The following is a 16,792-nucleotide window of genomic DNA, read 5'->3' as shown; positions in this document are numbered from 1 at the left end:
CCCCATCTCATCCACCCCCCCCCTCCCCCCCTCTAAACCCCCTTCTCCTCCTACCTCCCGCCCCATGGGGGGGGGCGGGGGCCCCCCGGGGGCGGCCCCCCGCCCCCCCACGGCGTCACCGGGAAGTCAACGGCCGGGCCGAGAGCGGTGACGTTGGGCTGATCCCGCGTCGCAGGCAGCTCTGCCGAAGATCACTCATCCAGGCAGGCGCAGCTTCCGCTGCTGCAGCTCGTGCTCGTGGTGCTGGTGGACCCGCAGCAGCTTGTGGCGGCTGCGACAGGGGACAGGTGGATGTCGACGTCGGTGTAGTCCGAGACCTCGAAAGTCTCCGATCCCAGCTGTTCCAGCTCCTGGAACAGGTCCGATAGTGGCCTCTCGACGATGGTCCGCACGGCGGGCTTCCTTTCATTCGCACGATTGGGCCGAACAGGCAGAGTATTGCAACGACCGCTTTCACACCGCTGCCACCTGCGACAACAGCGGAAAGAGAAGTGAAAGGACCTGCGGCCATAATCCTGAGACAGGACGTACAGCGCCGGCCAGGAAAGGTTGCGTGGCGGTTCGACTGCCCACAATTACTGTTGAAAAGTCTCTTGCCTGTTGTTCATGGCCACAACGCACATGGCGTCATACGCCAAGGAAGTGATCTCGACAATGACTGCTACCGAGCTTGAGCCAGCGGCGGGACAGGGAAAGGCTTCGAAGGCCGATGATCTCACCGTCCGGCCCAGGTTGGGTCATGACGTGCTGTTCTACGACGTCGGCGACAAAGTCGTGGTGCGCAACACCGAGAAGGTGTACGTCGTCAAAGGACAATGGGCATACCGTTTCCTGTGCTCGCTCGCGCCGTATTTGACAGGCGAACACACGGTCGCCGATCTGTGCGCGGGCCTTGCGCCTGAACGGCAGGCGATGGTCGTCTCACTTATGCGTTCGTTGATCGACAGCGGTTTCGCGCGAAACGTACGTCCGGCGGGCGTCGTTGATATGGACCCCGCCGTCGAGCAGGTGTTCGCCTCGCAGCTGAACTATGTGGAGCACTTCGTCGACGAGGCCAAGGCTCGGTTTCTGCGCTTCCGTACGGCAAAGGTGCTGATGCTGGGTACCGGCCGCGTGAACCGGGCGGCGGCCGAGAGTCTGCTGCGCAATGGACTCGGTTCACTGATCCTGGTCGCGTCGTCGCCGGAGAGCACGGCCGAGGACACCCCCGCGGCCATGGCGGGGCTGGCCGAGTGCGTCGCGGACTTGACCGAGGCCGGATGTCCCCCGCAGGTCCAGCTGTCGGACCTCACCCTGGATGACGCCCTCGCGCCGCACGCCCTGATCGGATACGACTTCGTGGTCGCCTCCAGCGACGACGTCGGTATGGCCGCGCTGCGGCGGCTGATCGACGCCGGCGTGAACGGCGGTCCAGCGGTGTTGCCCGCCACCTCGATCGGTTCGAGGGTGGTCATCGGTCCGGTCACCCGCCCGGCGACCGCGGGATGCTGGATGTGCGCCATGCTCCGCTACGGAGCCAACGCCGAGCCGCGCGAGGCGGCCGCCTTGTGGCGCGGCATCGCGTGCGGAGATTCCGGCCTGGGCGCTCCGAGGCTCAATCCGCAACTCGCGGCGATGGTGGGCAACATGCTCGCCTTCGACCTGTTCCGGCTGGTCACCGGCTGCTTCGACGCGGAGACGGACCATGGCGTCCTGATCCAGGACATCTCAACGCTGGAGGCCAAGCGCGAACGGTTGTGGTCTCACCCGCTCTGCCCCTGCTGCGCGGAGCATCAGGACCTCGGCGCCGCCATGCCCATCACGCCGGCCGTCGTCCACGAGGAGGCGCCGAGACCGTTCCGTGCCGATCATGATGACAAGGAGCGGCTCAGGACACTGCTGAAAGAGGCCGATGAACTGGTCGGCTCCCGCACAGGTGTGCTGTCGTCGTTCGACGACGTGGCATTGGACCAGTCGCCGCTCAAGGTCGGCAGGGTCCGCCTCGGCGCCCAGGCCGGATCTGAGGTGCGCACACGGCTGATCACGGCGTTCGACCTGCACTACGTGCCCATCGCGCGCCGGAACGCGATGCGCGCCGCGCTGCTCGCCTATGCCGGCCAGGTGGCGAACGTCCGGCATGCGGTGACCGGTTCGATGGAGATGCCGCACACGCTCGCCCCTGCCGACCTGTCCATCTCCACGGGGCTCGCGATCGAGGGACGCGAGACGCTCTCGTGGCTTCCTGCGACGTCTCTGGTGAGCGGGGAACAGCGGCTGGTGCCCGCCGCAGCGGTTCACCCGTTGTCGGCGCTCAACGCTGACTCGTTGTTCGAACGAAGCGGGGCGGGTGATGGAGCCGGAGCGAACATCGGTGAGGCCGTCCGGACGGGCCTGTTGTCGGCGATCGCGTTCGAGGCTCTGCGCGAGGCGGTTTCGGGACGGGGTGAATCTCGTCCGATCCACTGCGGGGATCCTGAAACCGGTTCTGAGCTGGAGTTCTTGCTGCGGACCTTCGGCAACCTGAACGTCTGGCCGGAGGTGCTTGAGATCTCCCGCCGGCGCAACGCCGGCATCGTCCTCGCGCGGACCCCGGACTCTGCGGACAGGCCGCTGTGGACCGTGCAAGCCGCGTTGTCCCGGCAGGACGCGCTCGTCGGAGCCCTGCGGGATCTCGCCGGACTGGTCCAGATGCGTCATCTGGCGAAGATGGAGGAAGTCGACCTCGGTGATCCGCTGCTGCCCGGCTTCGACGCCCGGGCCGTGCACGCGTCCGAGGATCCGCTGCCGGCCACGACGGACGACTCACCCAGCGACGTCGCCGCCCTTGTCACCGAACTCGCCGACGAGGGCCACGACGTTCTCGTCGTCGACACCACGCCCCCAGAGCTCAGGTCTCAGGCGGCCGTGGTGACCTGCCGGGTCCTCCTGGCGCGATGCAAGAAATGAATGACCGGTTCCCACAGGTGCTCGCGCACGGTCAACGACTGGTCGCCGATTACCTGCACGATCGATTGGCCCGGACCGCCGGGCGACTTCACCGTCCCGTGACGATCCGCGTGGCGCTCCTCGGCGCACAGGAGGTGCCGCGGCTCGACGCATCGGATACAGACACAACAGGCTTGCTGCCTGTCCATGTGCACGGCAGCGCCGTACTGCTCGGCCCGTTCGACAGCGAGCGCCCCTGCTTCCATTGCTTGGCCAGACGGTGGCGGCAGGTGCGGACCAGCGCGGAACGCGATGCGCTGGAAAGCGGGCGATCGGTCGTCGCGCACCATGCGTCCCCGTTCCTCGCCCCGTTCGGGTTGGAGGCGATCTGGCAGACCGTCCAGCAGATCGTCCACGTGCCGCCAGAGCGGAAACGCGCCGACCGGCATGGCCATCCGTTCGTGTACGAGCTACGGCTGAAAGACCTGACGGTGCGACGTCATCCGATCGTCGCGGACTCGCAGTGCCCTCGATGCGGCGTTCCGGCTGAAGACAGCGCCGACGCCGCTCGCATCGTTCTGCGCAGCCGGCCGAAACGATCGATCGATGACTTCCGGATCAGCTTGGCCGCCGACTACGACCTGGAACCCGGCGCGTACGCGAACCCCGTCTGCGGCATGGCCGGCACCGGCGCGGAGCTGAGCATGACGAGCACGACGACGGCGAACGTGAAAGGCCGGATCGACATCCCAGGTGGCGGGTACGTCCATGAAACGTTCTGGGCCGGTCACTCCGACAGCTACGCCCGCAGCACGACCCTGGGAATACTGGAAGCCCACGAGCGCATCGCCGGCACGCAGCCTCGACGGTTCTCGGATCCGGTGGTCGACACATACCGGAATCTGCAGGGCTCGGCACTGGATCCCGCCGAATGCGGCCTGTACCCCGAAGAGTTCTACGCCAGTACCCGGCATTACACGCCCTACCACCCTGATCTGGCGATTCCGTGGGTCTGGGGTTACTCGCTGCGCGATGAGCGTCCCCTTTTGGTCCCTGCGGCGATCACCTATTACCACCTGATCGACCAGATCGGCAGATTCGTCCAGGAATGCTCGAACGGATGCGCATCCGGCAGCTGTCTGGAAGAGGCGATCCTCTACGCCGTCCTCGAACTGATCGAGCGTGACGCGTTCCTGATCGCCTGGTACGCCAAGCCGCGGCTGCGCGAGATCGACCCGTACAGCAGCACGAGGGTCCGCAGCCGTCTGATGATGGATCGTCTCTCGATGTACGGGTACGACATCCGGCTGTTCGACGCCAGGATCGAATTCCCGATACCGGTCGTGGTCGCCGTCGCCCAGCGCAGAGACGGCGGCATGGGCAGGCTGCTCTTCGGGGCCGGCGCCAGTCTCGATCCCGAAGAGGCGATCGCCTCCGGCCTGTACGAGGTCGCGTCCGCGATTCCGGATTTCGCCGACTACACGAAGCTGCGCGCCGAAGAGCTCACCACGAAGGCGGCCGACTTCGACAAGGTTCTTTCGCTGTCCGATCACGCCCCGCTCTACGGGTTGCCGGAGATGGCCCGGTACGCCGCGCATCTGCTCGGCGACGACGGCCGTCCCGCCGATCTGCCCCCGGCGGAGGCGGTGTTCCGGGACTGGCAGCACGAGCGGCCGCGCACCCTGGATCTGCTGGACGACCTCAGGCTCTGCACTCAGTCGGTGGTCAAGGCCGGCTTCGACGTGATCGTGGTGGACCAGACCTCGCCGGAGCAAGCGGAGATCCCCCTTCACACGGCGAGCGTGGTGATCCCCGGCATCTTGCCGATCGACTTCGGGTGGGGCCGCCAGCGCGCCTTGCACATGATGCGGACCCGCACTGTCCTGCGCCGGGTCGGACTCCGCGACAGCGATCTCGAAGCCTCGGAGCTCAACCGGGCTCCGCATCCCTTCCAATGAATCGGCTCGCCGGTACGGCGCACCTGAGGAGTCATGTATGGACACGGAGCAAACCTTCGAAACAGCGAGCGACTATATCGCCGCGATCATGCGCCGCAATCGATCACCGGCGGAGGACTGGAGCCTCAAACCCGATTGGGCCGACCAGCCGCGCATGCACAATGTCTATCCCGGCGTCACGCCCATCCCGCTGCCGGCCGCGCAGGTCGCGCTCGCCTCTCTCGAAGAGAGCCTGACTCGGCAGGTGCCCGAGAACGGCGGCGCGTTCACCATGCCGATGCTCTACGAGATGCTGCGGGACTCCTACGCGTACGGCGGGCGGCGGCTGGCGGTGACGGTCAATGACGACACGGTGGCTTTGCCGCATTATCCGCACGCGGTCTGGTCTCGCGGCACCGCGTCCGGGGGTGGCCTGTACCCGCTCGAGATCTACTGGGTCTGTGGCCCTGGCGGACCGATGTTGCCGGGCGTCTACAATTACTCGCCGGCACAGCATGGTGTCCAAAGACTGCTGATCGGTGACGTGACGAGTCAGGTGCGTCAGGCGATCGCGCCGGCGGCGGCCGCGGGCGACCAGTTCCTGCTCGTGACCGTCAAGTTCTGGAAGAACGCCTTCAAATACGAGGCCTTCAGCTACCACGTGGTCACCATGGACGTGGGCACGGCGCTGGGGACCTGGCAGTTGTGGTCAAGAGCGGCGGGATTTCCGCTGCGCCCGCTGCTCAATTTCGATGAGGAAGCCCTCAACCGGTTGCTGGGCGTGCGGACGCACGAGGAAAGCGTGTTCGCCGTGGTGCCGCTGCCTTGCGGCGAAAGCCCGTCCCCGGAAGGCCGGCCCGAACTTCGAGTCACCGCCGTCCCCAGGGAAAGGTCACGCACCGTTGTCCGGCATCCTGCGGTCGAGCGAGTACATGCCTCGACCGTCACCACTTCGTTGCCCGGCGATTCACCGGCTGAGCGGCTGAAAGTGGCGAGGCCGGGCCACGGCGGCGGCAGGGGCGACGGAATAAAGCTAGCCGATCCGCTCCCGCTCGACGCCACGGTGCGGAAGGCCCTGCGCGGTCGTCGAAGCAGCTTCGGCAGGTTCAGCGCGCAATACAGTCTTGGACAGGCCGCATTGGCCGCGGTGCTGCGTGCGGGCGCACTCGGAGCCCGGCTCGTGTCGGATGTCAAACAGCCGGACGGCACGCCGGAGCTGACCAGGCTGGCCATTCTCGCCAACCACGTCGACGGCGTTCCCGCGGACGCATATGACTACGACGTCGCCACCAACACGCTGCTGCCCCTCGGCGTCGGTGTGAGCACATCGTTCCTGCAGCGCAATTACTTCCTGAACAACTACAACATGGAACAGGTCGCCGCCGTCGTCACGGTGCTGGCACGGCCGCACGCGGTGATCGCAGCCACCGGCCAGCGAGGTTATCGGTTCCTCAACGCGGAGGTCGGCGCCGCCGCCCAGGCCATGTATATGGCCGCGGCCGCGGCGAACATCGGCTGCGGGGCCGCGCTGGGCTTCGACAACGTGTCGTACGCCGAGCACATGGACAGGCAACGAGACCTGAGCGGCGATGACGATGACCAGGAATGGCCCTTGCTGATCGTGATGCTGGGGCACGAGCGCCAGAAGGCTCCCGACTTCCACTTCCGACTCAGTTGATCTCACCGACCCGAAGAGGTGATACCGGTGATAGGCCATGATTTCCAGCTTGGCATGGGCGCCCCAGCGGGCCAGGACAATGGCAGGCAGTGGATCGTCACACCGCAGTTCATGCTGCGGGTGGCCGGGATGCCCATCGACGCCGTGGCCCCCTTGACCAACCCCCGGGGGGTGCGATGGGCGGACGCCCTGCTGGCGGCCGAGACCGCCATGGACGCGGCGAAGCAGGTGATCACTGACGCACTGCAGGAGTCCATCGCGGACAATGATGACGAGCAGCAGCGTCGTCGGCTTCTCACGCTGCGGCGCGAGATCTTCAATCGCCGCCTCCCCAAGGACATGGCATCAGCCAGGGCGCTCGCCGAACACCTTGACGATCAGAGTAGCGGCGCCTTGCTCGGCTGGCTGGACCAGCGCGCCGCCTATGACGAGGAACTCCGGCAAGGCGCCGCCATTCTGGCCGAGGAAACCGACCTGGCCCGCACCCACCTGCGTGAACTCGCCCGCGATCCGAGACTGCGCAATGGCGTGTTGCTGGCGTCTCCTTCACTGGACCGCTACCTGCCGGCCTATCTCAACGCCGGGGCCGGCCCGCTGAACAAACGCGCGCGCCGCATCGAGCGGTCGCTGCTGGAGTATGTGTACCGCACCGCCTGCAAGACGAGCCCTTTCAGCACGTTCACCGCGGTCGCGCTCGGGCGGTTCGTACCCGGCAGCGGGTCCCTCTTCCCGGAGATCGACCTCGACGTCGTCTGGCGTAGTCACGCCCGCCTCAACGTCGCGGCGCTGGCGCGCTTGATAGACGTCATCGTCGACCAGCTCGCCCTGCGTCCGGAACTAACGGTGCGCCTGACGTCGGGCTCGCGGGCCGACACGGAGCGGGTGCGCTACGTGCGGCGGGTTCGAGTGGTCGGTGACGACGACACCCCGATGGGTGTGGACAGCATGCGCGAGAACCTCTTCTTCCTCCGTCAGGGCACCCTGCTGCAGGAGGTCATGCGCATCCTGGGTGAGCGAGCAGAGGTGTCCTTCGGGCACCTGGCCGAGCTGCTCAGCGCGGCCGACCGGCCGAACCGTTCCCCTGAGGACGTGCGCGAGTATCTGAGGCGCCTGCTCCAGCTCGGCCTGCTCGTGGCGCCGACCCTGCACCTGGACGTCCACAGCGCCGACCCGGTGGGATCGTTCCGGCACGGCCTGGAACGGCTGGACACGCCATGGGCACACGCGGTCGCCGACCGGCTCGGCCGCATATCAGAGCTGGTGAAGCAGTACCCGTCAGCCGATCACGAGGCCCGCGGGAAGCTGATCGGCATGATCCGGGCCGGCTTGGAAGAAACACAACGCGAGCTCGGCGCGGTGAAGCCCAGCACGCCGAGCAACCTGGTGTACGAGGATGTGTGCGTCCCCGGCACCGGCGCGGTGGCCGACCCGGAGGCATGGCGGCGGTCGTTGACTCCCTCCCTGTGCCAGGTGGCACGGTTGTTGCCGCTGTTCGACTCCACGGTGCCGCAACGGCTGAGCCTGCATGGATTCTTCACCGCTCGCTACGGAATCGGTGGACGTTGTGATGACGTGCTGCGCTTCGTGCACGAATTCCACCAGGACTACTTCACCTACTACCAGAAGGTCACCTCGCGGCCGAGCTTCGACGAGGACGGCGCGTTCGTCCCTGACCCGAACTGGTTGCGGTTGCCCGAGGTGGAGGCGATGACGCAAGCGCGGAAAGAACTGATACGCCGCATGAAACTGGCCGCGGCATCCGGCACCGACGTGCTGCTCGACGACGAGTTCGTCGATGAGGTCTCCGGCCTGGTGCCCGATCATCTGCTCGACCTGGAGCCGAGAAGTTTCTTCGTTCAGCTTGGCGACGACGGCGGTGAACCGTTCGCCGTGGTGAACCAGACATACAGCGGCTTGACCCTGTTGTTCTCCCGATTCATGCACTGCTTCGACGACGTCGAACGCGGTGGGCTGGCCGCTGAACTGCGTGACGAACTCGCCAAGCTGCAACCGGCCGACGCGGTATTCGCTGAGGTCACGGGCGGGTACGACACCACGAACCTGAACCTGCATCCAGCGATCACACCGTATGAACTGGTCTGTCCTGGCGATGTGAGTTTCCGGAGCGAGTCCGAACAGATCACGGTGGACGAGCTCAGCGTGCTCCACGACGAGAAGACCGGCAGGCTGCGGCTTCACTCGTGGCGCCTGGGCCGCGAAGTCATCCCGGTCTACCTGGGCTTCATCATTCCACCGGCACTGCCCAAAGTGCAGCGGGCGATGCTGCTGTTCTCCCGGACCATTTTCGCCACGATCGACATGTGGGGCGGCACGCGCGCACACGAGCGGATCACGACGATCAGAAGCCAGCCAAGAGTCCGCTTCGGCGACCTGGTCGTGTCGAGACGCAGGTGGACCGTACACCCTGAATTCCTCCCTGCGCGCACCGCCGCGGACGGCGACGCGGAGTCGTTCCTCGCCTGGCGGCGCTGGCAGCGGGACCACGGCCTGCCGCAGCGGGTTTTCGCCTCACTCGGCGCGGTGCCGCTCAAGCCCGACGCGAGAAACGCCATGCCGACGTTCAAACCGCAGTACATCGACTTCGGCAGCGTTCTCTCGCTCCAATCGCTGGACCGATTGGCGCGTGAAGGCAATCGCCTGATCGTGCTCGAAGAGATGCTTCCGGACCTCGAGCAGATCTGGCTGAAGTCGGCTGAAGGACGGTACGTGGCCGAGCAGACCATCGAGATCACCGGCACGACCCGGCCGCTGCGCGGTCACTGATCAGACAGGGGAGATACGGATGACAACAGAGCCGCGCACCATCGACGATCCTCAGTCGCGACCTGCCTCGCCGCCGGGCGAGTGGCAGGCGCTGCACATCTTCTACAGCGCCAATTCCCAGCCGATGCTCACCGACTGCGTCGCACCGCTGGTTCGCGACCTTCGTGGTCGCGGACTGCTGGAGAGGTACTTCTTCATCAACTACTGGATGGAGGGCCCGCACGTCCGGCTACGGCTGAAGCCGGTCACGGAGGCGGCCGCACCCGCGGTGCGCACGGCGGCCGAGGCCGCCGTCCAGGAGTTCCTGTCGAGCCGCCCGGCGCTTTACGAGTTCGACCAGGACATGCTGAAGGCGCAAGAAGATCTGTTCATCATGGAATATCCCGACGAGAATGAGCGGCGCCGGATTTACCCGGACGGCCGGATACCCGTGCAGGGCAACAACACCTTCCACTACCGCGCCTATCATCCGGAATACAATCGCTACGGCGGGCCGGTCGGGATATCTCTCGCGGAGCGGCACTTCGAATTCTCCAGCGACCTGGTGATCGGACTGCTGCAGACAGCCAACGTGCACGTCAGGCCGGTGCTGCTGGGCCTGGCCGCCCAGCTCATGATGATCAGCGTTTCCACTTTCATGCGGGACACCAGCCGGATGGCGAGCTTCCTGGAGCGTTATCACGACTACTGGAACTCGTCCTTCGGACTCGACTATTGGAGCTCGACGACCCGCATCGTCGAAGAAAGCACCGCCAGCTACCGGATGTGTTACGACTCGATGAAGGACGTGCTCACGACCCGGTTCATGGACACGCACAACAGCATCCAGCGAGGAGAGCCGGACCGGCTGACCGGCTTCCGGGCGATGTGGGCACGACACTGGGAGAGCCTGCGCGAACAGGTGCTGGAACACGGGACCGCCGGCCGGCTCACCTTCGTCAGAGCAGGCACCTCCAGGGCGCCCAAGGTGATCTCCAATACCGAGGTGCTGCTGCCGCACCTGCTCTCCTCGTACATGCACATGACGAACAACCGGCTCGGCCTGCCGATAGCCGACGAGGCTTACCTGGCGTACATCCTGGCGCGCACCCTCCAGGACAATGCGGCATCCACGTCCTGACTCGCTCGTCCGCTGTCTTCCCTGAAATCCGACCTCCTCATCAACCACGAATGAAGTGAGCGCATGACCATGCAGACAGCCCACCTGCTGGATCTTCCCGCACAGCTGGAGCCGGCCATCAGCGCGGCCACCGACGACATGGAAGCCGGGCGGGACCTCCCTGAGAAGCTGGTGCGCGAGTTGCGGGACAGCGGCGCCTTCCGTCTGCTCACGCCGCGGGAGCTCGGCGGCTTCGAAGCCCCGCTGGAGACCGTGCTGAAGGTGTACGAGGGGTTCGGCCGGCTCGACGCCTCCGCGGGGTGGATCGTGTGGAACGCCAACTGGGGTTTCATCGGCGCGCTGCTCGACGAGCCGGGTAACGCCCGGATCTGGGGACCGGGGCCCGAGCCGGTCTTCGCGGCGTCGAGCATGCTGGGGACCGCTTTACCGTACGAAGGGGGGTACCGGCTGTCCGGATACTGGAAGCTCGTCAGCGGTATCAAGCACGCTGACTGGTTCGCCGCGGCCGCCTACATCAAAGAGGACGACAACGTGCTCCTGACAGATGAGGGCATGCTCGACGTACGGTTCTTCATGCTGCGCCGGGAGCAACTGTCCGTCAAGGACACCTGGCATGCCAGCGGCCTGCTCGGCTCGGGGAGCCACGATGTCATCGTCGAGGACGCCATGGTGCCCGGCGACCTGGTCGTGCGCGTGGACCTGCCGGCCCGCATCCAACGCCCCCGTTACCAGGGCTACATTCCCTCGCTCGTCGTCCCCGGCTGCTCTGCCGTCGTCCTCGGGGTCGCCCAGACCGCCATCGAGGAGACGGCGGCGCTCGCGGTCTCGAAAAGGACGATGACCGGCAGCACGCTCGCCAAGTCGGCGCACACCCAGGCAGTCATCGCCCGGTCGGAAGCCGCGCTCCAGGCCGCCCGGCTGCTGCTGCTGTCCACGGCGCGAGACATCGACCTCGCCGGAGAGAACGCCGAGCCCGTCACCCTCGAGCGGCGAGCCGCACTGCGCGCCGCCATGAGTCACGCCGCGCAGGTCAGCCGCGACGTGCTGATGGCCATGTACGAGCTCGGCAGCTCTGCCTCGATCTATCACGGCAACGCCGTCGAGCGGCTCTTCCGCGACGGGATGGTGGCGCTCCAGCACCACAACCACTCCGCCGCCTTCTTCGAATCCGCCGGACGTGTCCGCCTCGGCATGGCCCCCACCCTGCCTGTCTTCTGACGGCCCCCGAGGCGACGGCCCTGGCAGAGCCGCACGGCGGCCTCCGCGGGGCGGCGTGACCATGTCCGTCTCGAAAGGGCCGCCGGTGATGCCTCCGCTATCCCGAATGCGCAGCGGACAAGACGTGACGTGGATATTTCCGGCCTTTGTGTGTGGCTAGGCTCATCCGCGTGCCTCATCCGGTGAGGGACTTCGCGGAAGGATGTCTTCACACGGTGCCACTCTGCCCTGTTCCCCGCGCGCCTGGTGTCGGTGTCTGTCCAGCAGATGACCGAGGGCAGTCGAATGCCGAAAGGCCGGCCCGCGTGATCGCCGGCGCGGGGAGGGGGCTGCACGTGGCCGTACTAGGCCCCTTTGACGTGCGCATGGGAACGGCCCAGGTCGAGCTGGGGGCGAATCGCCTGCGGACGCTGCTGGCCGTCCTGGCACTGTCGGCAGGCGAGACGGTGTCGGTGGATCGGCTGGCCTCGGTGGTATGGGCGGGTGATCTGCCGGACAACGTCCGGCGCAGCGTCCATACCTATATAGCCCGGCTGCGTAACACGCTCGGCGCCGAGATGATCGAGACGACGTCGCTGGGCTATCAGTTGCAGGTGGCACCTGATCGGGTCGACGCGCTGCTGTTTCGCCGGCTGCTTGCCCAGGCGACGCTGGCACGGGGCACCGAAGCCGAGCCGGCGGCTCTGGAACAGGCGCTGGCCCTGTGGCGGGGGCAGCCGTTCGAGGGGATCGACTCTCCGGCACTGGATGGGGCCGACGCCTCGCACTTGCTGGAGCTGCACGTGTCGGCCGCGGAACGATGGATCGACCTGGGTCTGGCCGCGGGACGCCACAGCGAACTGGTGCCCGAGGCCCGCAAGCTGGCGGCCCGTCATCAGTTGCACGAGCCATTGTGGGGGCGTCTGATCCTGACGCTGGATGGCTGCGGCAGACGAGCTGAGGCCCTGTCGACGTACGAGCGGCTCAGGCGCAGGCTGAACGAGGAGCTGGGCACCGCCCCGTCCGCGGAGCTGCAGCACATTCACGCCGGCCTGCTGGAGGATCGGGCGGCATGGGTGATGCCGATCACGCCACGCCAACTCCCCGCGGACGTGGCCGAGTTCACCGGCCGGGACGAGGAGCTGAAGCGGCTGGATGGGCTGCTCAGCGGGAGCAGCAGGGTCTGCGTCGTCACCGGCACCGCCGGCGTCGGCAAGACCAGCCTGGCCGTGCACTGGGCACACCTGGCCGCCGAGCGCTTCCCGGACGGTCAGCTGTACGTCGATCTCCAGGGGTTCGGGCCGGGCGAGAGCGAACTGGACCCACATGAGGTTCTGTCCAGCTTCCTGCAGACCTTGGGTGTGTCCAAACACCGGATTCCGGCGGATTCGCGGGCCATGATCGCGCTGTATCGGACGCTGCTGGCGGGCCGGCGCGCGCTGGTGCTGCTCGACAACGCCCGCGATGCCGAGCAGGTACGGTGGCTGCTGCCGGGGGGCACCGAATGCGTGGTGGTGATCACCAGCCGGCAGGGGCTGAACAGCCTGGTCAGCCAGCACGCGGCCGTGTTGCTCACGCTGGACGTCCTCACCTATCGCGAGTCCCGGCAGTTACTTGCCCGCCGGTTGGGCCGCGAGTGCATCGAGGCCGACGCGCGCGCCACCGATGAGATCATCGATCTGTGCGGGCGGCTGCCCCTTCCCCTGGCCATCGCGGCCGGCCTCGCGACCGCGACGCCGGCCACCCCGCTCGCGGCGCTCTCGGCCGATCTGCGTCGCGTCCGTACCGACGTCAGCGTGCTCGCCACCCGGGATGCCCGCACCGACATGCGCACCGTGTTCTCGCGCTCCTACGACCTCCTGCCCTCCAAAGCGGCCCGCCTGTTCTCGTTGCTGGCGATCCATCCGGGGCCCGACATCGCCCGAGCGGCCGTGGCCAGTCTGGCGGCCGTCAACAGGTTGCAGGCCGACCGGCTGCTGGACGTTCTCCTGGAAGCGCATCTGGTGACCGAGGCCGTTCCCGGCAGGTTCACGCTGCACAACCTGCTTCGCACGTACGCGCACGATCTGGCCCGCGTCGCCGACGTCCAGCTCCATCGGCAGGCGGCACGACGAGTGATCGAGCACTACCTGCACACCGCATACCGAGCCGCGTGGCTCCTGGCGCCGGAGGCGCTCGTGATCGTTCCCAGCCCTCCGGCGCCGGGCGTGCGGCCGGAGCGCCTCGCACACCGCCGGCAGGCGCTGGATTGGTTCCGGGCCGAGCACGCGGTCCTGTTCACCGTTCTGCGCCAGGCGCTGACGAACGACTTCCCCTCCCATGTCATCCAGTTGGCGGCGGCGGTGACGCCCTGGTGCGATCACCAGAGCGACTGGCGCGCGAAAGCCGACATCCATGAGTCCGCTCTGAAAGCAGCCGAACAACTGGGCGACATCGCGGCCATGATCAGGGCACGGCAAATCATCGCAGCGGTGACGATCGACCTCGAACGAGCAAACCAAGCACCCGCCTGACCTAGCTTCCATCGTGGCTCGATCGGCCGCGTATCCGGGTCACCACCGGCCAGTGGCCCGCTCAGGTGGAGCGGCTGCGGGCGGCCGGATGGTCATTCCGCTGCGGTTCTGCGTGATCTTGACTGGGGGCCGATGCCCCCATGATCTTGGCAGACAAAGGGCCTCCGACCTGTTAGTGCAGGTCGGAGGCCCCATTTAGTGGCGGTGGTGGTGGGATTTGAACCCACGGATGAGTTGCCCCATCACACGCTTTCGAGGCGTGCGCCCTCGGCCACTAGGCGACACCACCGTCGACGAGCTTACCGGATCCGCCGAGTGCCGAAGAACTCCTTTAGTACCGCAGCGCACTCCTCATCCAGCACACCCATGACGACCTCCGGGCGGTGGTTGAGCCTGCGGTCACGGACCACGTCCCACAGTGATCCCACGGCCCCGGCCTTCTCGTCGACGGCCCCGTACACGATGCGGTCGACCCGGGCCAGCACCGCGGCCCCCGCGCACATCGTGCACGGCTCCAGCGTGACCACGAGCGTGCAGCCGCTCAGCCGCCAGCCCCCGAGCGACCGGGCGGCCTGCTGGAGTGCCAGAACCTCCGCGTGCGCGGTCGGATCGGCGGACGACTCGCGGGAGTTGCCGGCGGACGCGAGCACCTCGCCTCGCGGACCGAGCACGACCGCGCCGACGGGGACCTCGCCCCGGGCGCCGGCCGCGGCGGCCTCGGACAGGGCCAGGCGCATCGCGTCGGCGTGGTTCACCGCAACCGGTCGAGCTCGTCGGCGAAGGACAGCCGCTCGGCGATCACCGAGAGGATGTCGGCCGGCAGCACGCCCTCTTCCATGCTCAGCTCCAGCAGCTCCTCCGAGCTCACGCCCAGGTCGCTGAGCAGTTCGAAGTCGCCGGAGGGCTTGACGCCCAGCCCGTTGCCGTCCTTGTCGGGCGCCACCCCGGCGAATTCCGCGAACAGCTCGCCGAGCGTGTCCGACATGATGGCGTGCGCGTCGGAGAGGAACACCCGGGGCTCGTCGTCACCTCGGTAGCGGACGATGGCGAACCACTCGTCCTCCACCTCGACGCAGAGCAGGGCGAGCTCGTCACCGGACAGGCCGAGGGCCTCGGTCACCGCGTCGCCGAAGTCGTCGACGATCTCGGCCGCGCCGAGATCGACCTCGGCGCCGCTCCAACCGCCGGAGATCTTGACGAAGGCCGCAGAGAAGGTGTTGGACGCCATGTCCGTGCTCCAGGGGTCAGCCGAAGACCGATTCGATGGCCCGCTCGAACGGCTCGGAGAAGCCGAGTCGCGCGGCGATGCTGGAGAGTACGTCTTCCGGGAGGAGTTCGATGTCGCCGGAGAGTATGCCCAGCTCCATCTCATCGAGTCCCAGGTCCGCGAAGATGGACAGATCGCCTGCCGGAAGCACCGTGTCCTCGTCCTGGAGGATCTCGTCGAGCTCCTCCTCGTCGGGGATCGGCACGTCGAGGTAGTCGAGGACCTGCTCGGCCAGCGGGAAGTCCCAGGACGCCGCGATGTCGGACAGGAACACATCGACGCGGTCACCCAGGACGCGCAGCGCCACGAAGAACTCGTCGCCCACGGCGACCAGGCCGATCGTGCCGCTCTCGCTCGGCTGCTGGCGCAGCGCCTTGATCAGCCCATGCAGATCGGACGTCAGCGCGACCGGCAGCAGGCCGGCGTCCCAGCACTCGTCCTCGCGATAGACCACGATGGCGAAGTCGAGCGCATCTTCTTCTGTCATCGTCCACCCCACGACGTGGTCACTACGGGATCCAATCGTTCCAGACCCGGCCACCCCCCGTGGGCTGCTCCGACCAAATTGTGATCAAAACCCATGACGCGACGTGCCGGTTCGTTGCACACAAGATAGCGTTGTCCCTTATGGAAACCCTCGTCGTCGACCATCCTCTCGTAGCGCACAAGCTCACCACGCTGCGCGATGTCCGGACGGACTCGCCGACGTTCCGCCGGCTCGCGGACGAGCTGGTGACCCTGCTGGCGTATGAGGCGACGCGCGATGTACGGGTCGCGGACGTGAGCGTGCGGACCCCGGTCGCCGAGGCTCACGGGGTACGGATGGCCAAGCCCTATCCGCTGGTCGTGCCGATCCTGCGGGCCGGTCTCGGCATGCTCGACGGCATGACCAGGCTGCTGCCCACGGCCGAGGTCGGTTTCCTGGGCATGATCCGCAACGAGTCGACGCTGCAGGCCGAGACCTACGCCACCCGGCTGCCCGATGACCTGTCCGGGCGCCAGTGCTACGTGGTCGACCCCATGCTGGCCACCGGCGGCACGCTGGCCGCGGCCGTGCGGTTCCTGTTCGACCGGGGGGCGGTGGACGTCACGGCGATCTGCCTGCTCGCGGCGCCCGAGGGGCTGGCGTACATGGACAAGGTGTTCGCCAACTCCGGCAAGCCGATCCGCGTCGTGACCGCCGCCCTCGACGAGCGGCTGAACGAGAACGGTTACATCGTTCCAGGACTGGGTGACGCCGGAGATCGTTTGTACGGGGTGGTCTGACTCGTCACGCTGCGCACTCACTTCGTTACATACTGTTGTCACGTGGGTATGAGGTGAGAGGAAGGCAACTTCCGCACGCGCGTGGTGGGGAGCAACGATGAGCGTTTTTCCGGCTACCGAGGTGTT

The 16,792-nt window shown here is 67.0% G+C and carries 11 protein-coding genes and 1 tRNA gene; 8 read left to right on the top strand and 4 right to left on the bottom strand.

Annotated features, from left to right (window positions below):
* The first annotated feature begins 744 nt into the window (after positions 1-744).
* The 7 genes from AB0B61_RS51530 (at position 745) to AB0B61_RS51500 (ending at position 14,133) form a co-directional block, all read left to right on the top strand.
* The gene (locus AB0B61_RS51530; RefSeq protein ID WP_358448657.1) at positions 745-2,925 is read left to right on the top strand and encodes a TOMM precursor leader peptide-binding protein; all 2,181 of its coding nucleotides are present in this window, start codon (positions 745-747) and stop codon (positions 2,923-2,925) included.
* A complete protein-coding gene (locus tag AB0B61_RS51525) occupies positions 2,922-4,862 on the top strand; it encodes a TOMM precursor leader peptide-binding protein (protein WP_358448656.1) in 1,941 nt (646 codons plus the stop codon). Before AB0B61_RS51530 ends, AB0B61_RS51525 begins: the two co-directional genes overlap by 4 nt.
* Positions 4,863-4,899: 37 nt before the next feature.
* Positions 4,900-6,519 carry a SagB family peptide dehydrogenase gene (locus AB0B61_RS51520; RefSeq protein WP_358448655.1) on the top strand — a complete coding sequence of 540 codons (1,620 nt, stop codon included), beginning with the start codon at positions 4,900-4,902 and terminating at the stop codon, positions 6,517-6,519.
* Positions 6,520-6,546: 27 nt separating this feature from the next.
* Positions 6,547-9,303 carry a lantibiotic dehydratase gene (locus AB0B61_RS51515; RefSeq protein WP_358448653.1) on the top strand — a complete coding sequence of 919 codons (2,757 nt, stop codon included), beginning with the start codon at positions 6,547-6,549 and terminating at the stop codon, positions 9,301-9,303.
* Positions 9,304-9,322: 19 nt separating this feature from the next.
* Entirely contained in the window at positions 9,323-10,423 is a 1,101-nt protein-coding gene (locus tag AB0B61_RS51510; RefSeq protein WP_358448651.1) for a thiopeptide-type bacteriocin biosynthesis protein, read from the top strand.
* Positions 10,424-10,486: 63 nt separating this feature from the next.
* Positions 10,487-11,641, top strand: coding sequence for an acyl-CoA dehydrogenase family protein (locus tag AB0B61_RS51505; protein WP_358448650.1), 1,155 nt, complete (start codon positions 10,487-10,489; stop codon positions 11,639-11,641).
* Positions 11,642-12,006: 365 nt separating this feature from the next.
* Entirely contained in the window at positions 12,007-14,133 is a 2,127-nt protein-coding gene (locus AB0B61_RS51500) for a BTAD domain-containing putative transcriptional regulator (RefSeq protein WP_358448663.1), read from the top strand.
* Positions 14,134-14,332: 199 nt separating this feature from the next.
* On the opposite strand, the gene AB0B61_RS51495 is transcribed toward AB0B61_RS51500, so the two are convergent.
* The 4 genes from AB0B61_RS51495 to AB0B61_RS51480 form a co-directional block, all read right to left on the bottom strand.
* Positions 14,333-14,422 (bottom strand) — tRNA-Ser (locus tag AB0B61_RS51495).
* Positions 14,423-14,432: 10 nt separating this feature from the next.
* Complete coding sequence (gene tadA, locus AB0B61_RS51490; protein WP_358448648.1) at positions 14,433-14,888, bottom strand: tRNA adenosine(34) deaminase TadA; 456 nt, start codon at positions 14,886-14,888, stop codon at positions 14,433-14,435.
* Positions 14,885-15,361, bottom strand: coding sequence for a tRNA adenosine deaminase-associated protein (locus AB0B61_RS51485; RefSeq protein WP_358448646.1), 477 nt, complete (start codon positions 15,359-15,361; stop codon positions 14,885-14,887). The genes tadA and AB0B61_RS51485 overlap by 4 nt, the downstream gene beginning before the upstream one ends.
* A gap of 16 nt (positions 15,362-15,377) precedes the next feature.
* Positions 15,378-15,887 carry a tRNA adenosine deaminase-associated protein gene (locus AB0B61_RS51480; protein WP_357655246.1) on the bottom strand — a complete coding sequence of 170 codons (510 nt, stop codon included), beginning with the start codon at positions 15,885-15,887 and terminating at the stop codon, positions 15,378-15,380.
* A gap of 140 nt (positions 15,888-16,027) precedes the next feature.
* Between AB0B61_RS51480 and upp the strand changes: the two genes are divergently transcribed.
* Positions 16,028-16,666 (top strand): uracil phosphoribosyltransferase, encoded by a 639-nt coding sequence (upp, locus tag AB0B61_RS51475; protein WP_358448644.1) that lies wholly within the window; start codon positions 16,028-16,030, stop codon positions 16,664-16,666.
* The last annotated feature ends 126 nt before the right edge of the window (positions 16,667-16,792 follow it).

It is taken from the genome of Nonomuraea sp. NPDC049158 (assembly GCF_040648335.1).
Classification (GTDB): domain Bacteria; phylum Actinomycetota; class Actinomycetes; order Streptosporangiales; family Streptosporangiaceae; genus Nonomuraea.
This window is presented reverse-complemented; position numbering and strand designations above follow the sequence as displayed.

What these genes read in the sequence shown, in the direction of transcription:
- AB0B61_RS51525 (WP_358448656.1), top strand. Translation starts at nt 2,922, where the DNA reads ATGAATGACCGGTTCCCACAGGTGCTCGCGCACGGTCAACGACTGGTC.
- AB0B61_RS51520 (WP_358448655.1), top strand. Translation starts at nt 4,900, where the DNA reads ATGGACACGGAGCAAACCTTCGAAACAGCGAGCGACTATATCGCCGCG.
- AB0B61_RS51510 (WP_358448651.1), top strand. Translation starts at nt 9,323, where the DNA reads ATGACAACAGAGCCGCGCACCATCGACGATCCTCAGTCGCGACCTGCC.
- AB0B61_RS51505 (WP_358448650.1), top strand. Translation starts at nt 10,487, where the DNA reads ATGACCATGCAGACAGCCCACCTGCTGGATCTTCCCGCACAGCTGGAG.
- AB0B61_RS51500 (WP_358448663.1), top strand. Translation starts at nt 12,007, where the DNA reads ATGGGAACGGCCCAGGTCGAGCTGGGGGCGAATCGCCTGCGGACGCTG.
- AB0B61_RS51485 (WP_358448646.1), bottom strand. Translation starts at nt 15,361, where the DNA reads ATGGCGTCCAACACCTTCTCTGCGGCCTTCGTCAAGATCTCCGGCGGT.
- AB0B61_RS51480 (WP_357655246.1), bottom strand. Translation starts at nt 15,887, where the DNA reads ATGACAGAAGAAGATGCGCTCGACTTCGCCATCGTGGTCTATCGCGAG.
- upp (WP_358448644.1), top strand. Translation starts at nt 16,028, where the DNA reads ATGGAAACCCTCGTCGTCGACCATCCTCTCGTAGCGCACAAGCTCACC.